We start from the raw sequence: 3,480 nt of genomic DNA, 5'->3' as shown, positions 1-3,480 counted from the left end.
CGTGTGAAGGGTGCTCGCGGTCGCTTCCCGGTCAAACTCATCTACGCGAGCGTCCTGCCGATGATCCTCGTCCGCGCCCTGCAGGCGAACATTCAGTTCCTCGGGCGCATCCTCAACAACCAGTGGGCGGCGATGCCCGCGTGGCTCGGACAGTACACGGGTGGACAGGTCACAGGTGGCCTGTTCTACTACGTTGCGCCCATCCAGTCGCGCTCCGACTGGATGTGGTTCCTCGGACTCACGTCGGCCGACCCCCTCGACATTGCGATTCGCGTGCTCATCGACCTCGGATTCATGATCATCGGTGGTGCGGTGTTCGCAGTGTTCTGGGTCGAGACGACGGGAATGGGTCCCGAGTCGACCGCGCGACAGATTCAGAACTCCGGGATGCAGATTCCCGGGTTCCGACGTAACCCACAGGTCATCGAGAAGGTCATGGAGCGGTACATCCCGCAAGTGACTATCATCGGTGGCGCACTCGTCGGTCTCTTGGCCGTCATGGCCAACATGCTGGGTACCATCGGTGCCGTCTCCGGGACGGGGCTGCTGCTCACGGTCTCCATTACGTACAAGCTGTACGAGGAGATCGCGGAGGAACAGCTCATGGAGATGCATCCGATGATGCGCAACATGTTCGGCTCGGAATAGCTGTTATCTGAGGCCGCTCGGCCTCGATTTTCCGAACCCACTTTCTTAGAAACACGACGCTCCGAGAGCGGTAGCGCTTTCTCCGACAGGGAGAGAGTTTCCTGATGGGCGTTTTACGCTGATCTCAGTTACGAGTGCAAACGGAAGCTATCGCGCCCCCGTCCACGGAGTGAGGATGAACGACCGGCGAAAAGTAGTGGGTGGTGGTGGAAGTACCAGTGGGGTGCGTGACGTTAGTGCCGTGCATGCAACGCCATCGCCTGAGGCCTCATAATGGTATATGCACACAACCACCAAAGACCTAGTTAAATAGGAAACAATTGTCTCGGGAGAAAGTTGTGATATTCTCTGAAAAACCGGACACCCCTATCGTGTGGCACAACGTATCTCACTCGTCGTCGGGGAACCCGTGTTCTCCGATGAGCGGGACGAACCGAACGCCGCCGTAAGTCGTCCGTTCGATTCTCCCATCCTGTTTCGTTACTAATACCAACTCTTGTGACCCGCTGCGGGGGCCGAGTGGAATGACCATCCGCCCGTCGTCAGCGAGTTGGTCGAAAAGTGGGTCGGGAATTTCCGGTGCGACCGACGCCACGTTGATTCTATCGAAGGGGGCGTGTTCGGGTAACCCGCCAGACCCGTCTGTGACGACCACCGTCACGTCACCGTAGTCAGTCCGAGCGAGAGCGTCCCGTGCAGCATCTGCGAGTTCGGGAACTCGTTCGACAGTGAAGACGTTCTCGGGGCCGACAATCTCCGCGAGAACGGCGGCGTGGTAGCCGCTTCCCGTCCCGATTTCGAGGACGCGCTGTCCCGGTCGCGGTTCGAGCAGTTCGGTCATCCGTGCAACGAGGTGCGGCGCGGTCACGACCTGGTCGTGGCCGATGCCGAGCGGTTCGTCCGCGTAGGCGCGGTCGCGTACCGCATCGGGAACGAACTTGTGCCGCGGGACGGTCTCCATCGCCTTCGCAACCCTCGTCGTGTAGAGTTCGCCCTGCTCGCGGAGCGATGCGACGAGCCTCCGCCGCGCCTGTTCGGTTCGGTCGTCGTCCATATCGGGTTCCCCTCGTCTCTAGCGACGGCTCGAGGGAACAAAGGACTGTCTCGCGGGGGGCGCATCGGCTGGATAGCTATCGCGGAAACACGCTTGATTCCGGTCATTTTTCACACCCCATAGCGACCACCGAGGTATGAACGAGGGGCGACTCGCACTCGACATCGAGACGGCCAGTCCGAACGGCACGCCGAGCGACTTCCGAAACACCGCTGACTTCGAACTCGTCGCCGTCGGTCTCGGCTTCTGTGTCGGTGACGGCGACCCCGAAGTCGAAGTCGTCCTCCGTGACGGTGATTGGAGCGTCGAGCACACGGCCGGCCTCCTCCGAGAAGTCGTCGAGTGGTGCGAGGCCCGAAGTGGACCGGTCATCACCTACAACGGCGAGTACTTCGACGAACACCATCTTCGAGCATGGGCCGAGCAAGTTGCGGACGAAGGCGTCTGGTCTGACGCCCCGGACCGCGTGGATTCGCTTTTCGCCGACCATATCGACCTCGGAACGCTCGCCGCGGAAGCCTACCCGCACGCAGTCCGGCAAAACCGGGATATTCCGGCGCTGTGGAAGGCGTGCAAGGAGGCAGGCATCGACCAACCGACGGTTTGGTACGACGACTACGAGCTCGATTCGAATTATCTCGACCGTCTCGGCATTGACGAGAAACACGTCAAAGGCGCACACGTCGGGGAAGCCCTCGGAGAAGCCTACGTCGACGGCGTCGTCGCCGGTATCGACCATACCCAGACGCATACCGAACTCACGCGACTACTCGCCGAGTACGCCGCTGGCGACATCGCACCTCTCTTTTCGCTTCACGACGCACTCCGGCAGGCCGACGCACAGGTGTAGACGGGCACTGGTCGGCGGATGTTGATTAGTAGACACCGGTCGGCAGACACTGGCGGCAGATGCTGGGGTCGTTCCCGTCCTGTCTCGCGGCAAACGTTTAGCCGTCAGGTATCGTAGCGCTTGGCATGACCGACCTCGAACCGGCGGCCGCCGTCGAGGAGGCGCTTCGTGGTAATGGTATCAGCGTCGAGTCGCTCTCCATCGACGAGTCGGTGTCTTTGACCTACCTCACGGCATTCCCGGATGTCGAACCCGACCACGGGGAGGTAGGACGTGCAGTCACCGCCTTCCTCGAACTCGCCCAGAGCGACGAGTGGGAACCGACCACCGTCGAAGCGACGATTCTTCGAAGCGAGGGCGACGTACAGGCGACGTGGCGACTCGAAGCGGACTGGATTCAGGCGTACAACGACTACACGCTGGACGACGAGGAACTGTCCCAGCGCGTCCTCGACACCCTCTACGAGGGGGGAGACGCGTGAGTTCGTGGCGTCTTCGGGGAAAGCAGTCCACCGCTCGCGGTCCCCGCCGCCCGTCGCATTTCGAGTACTCTCGGGTCACCTTGACGTTCGAAAGCGAGGGGACAAACTGCACCGGCTGGCTCTACCGACCTGATGGCGTCGAGTCCCCGCCGGTGGTCGTTATGGCCGGTGAACTCGCCGCAGAGCGTCGGTTCGGTCTGCGAACCTACGCCGAGCGATTGGCTGAAGCGGGCTACGCCGCGTTCCTCTTCGACTATCGAAACACCGGCGACTCCGACGGCGAACCGCGAAACCTCGTTGACCCCGATTCGCAGATTGCTGACTGGCACGCGGCAGTCGAAGGACTCCGCGAACGGGACGAAATCGACGCGAACTCGCTTATTCTCTGGGGGGCCGGTCTCTCCGGTGGGTATGCGCTCCGAGCAGCGGCCGAAGATGGCCGTATC

General features: G+C 61.7%; 4 protein-coding genes and 1 pseudogene. 4 read left to right on the top strand and 1 reads right to left on the bottom strand.

What is annotated here, in order from left to right:
• Positions 1 to 648, top strand: a pseudogene (locus tag QT222_RS04330) (preprotein translocase subunit SecY); the annotation flags it as partial.
• A 388-nt stretch (positions 649 to 1,036) separates the two neighbouring features.
• Here QT222_RS04330 and QT222_RS04325 read toward each other — a convergent pair.
• Positions 1,037 to 1,702: a protein-L-isoaspartate(D-aspartate) O-methyltransferase gene (locus tag QT222_RS04325; protein ID WP_491476423.1), complete on the bottom strand. Its 666-nt coding sequence runs from the start codon at positions 1,700 to 1,702 to the stop codon at positions 1,037 to 1,039.
• 136 nt (positions 1,703 to 1,838) lie between these two features.
• On the opposite strand from QT222_RS04325, the gene QT222_RS04320 reads away from it, so the two are divergent.
• From QT222_RS04320 to QT222_RS04310, 3 genes are all read left to right on the top strand, one after another.
• Complete coding sequence (locus QT222_RS04320) at positions 1,839 to 2,552, top strand: hypothetical protein (RefSeq protein WP_004060011.1); 714 nt, start codon at positions 1,839 to 1,841, stop codon at positions 2,550 to 2,552.
• Between the two features lie 125 nt (positions 2,553 to 2,677).
• Positions 2,678 to 3,034: a DUF8159 domain-containing protein gene (locus QT222_RS04315; RefSeq protein ID WP_491476422.1), complete on the top strand. Its 357-nt coding sequence runs from the start codon at positions 2,678 to 2,680 to the stop codon at positions 3,032 to 3,034.
• The coding region (locus QT222_RS04310) for an alpha/beta hydrolase (RefSeq protein WP_491476421.1) at positions 3,031 to 3,480 on the top strand (450 nt) is incomplete at its 3' end. The genes QT222_RS04315 and QT222_RS04310, both read left to right, overlap by 4 nt.

It is taken from the genome of Haloferax sp. s1 (assembly GCF_058382125.1).
The sequence above is the reverse complement of the archived record's forward strand: the minus strand, read 5'-3'. Positions and strand labels throughout refer to the sequence as shown.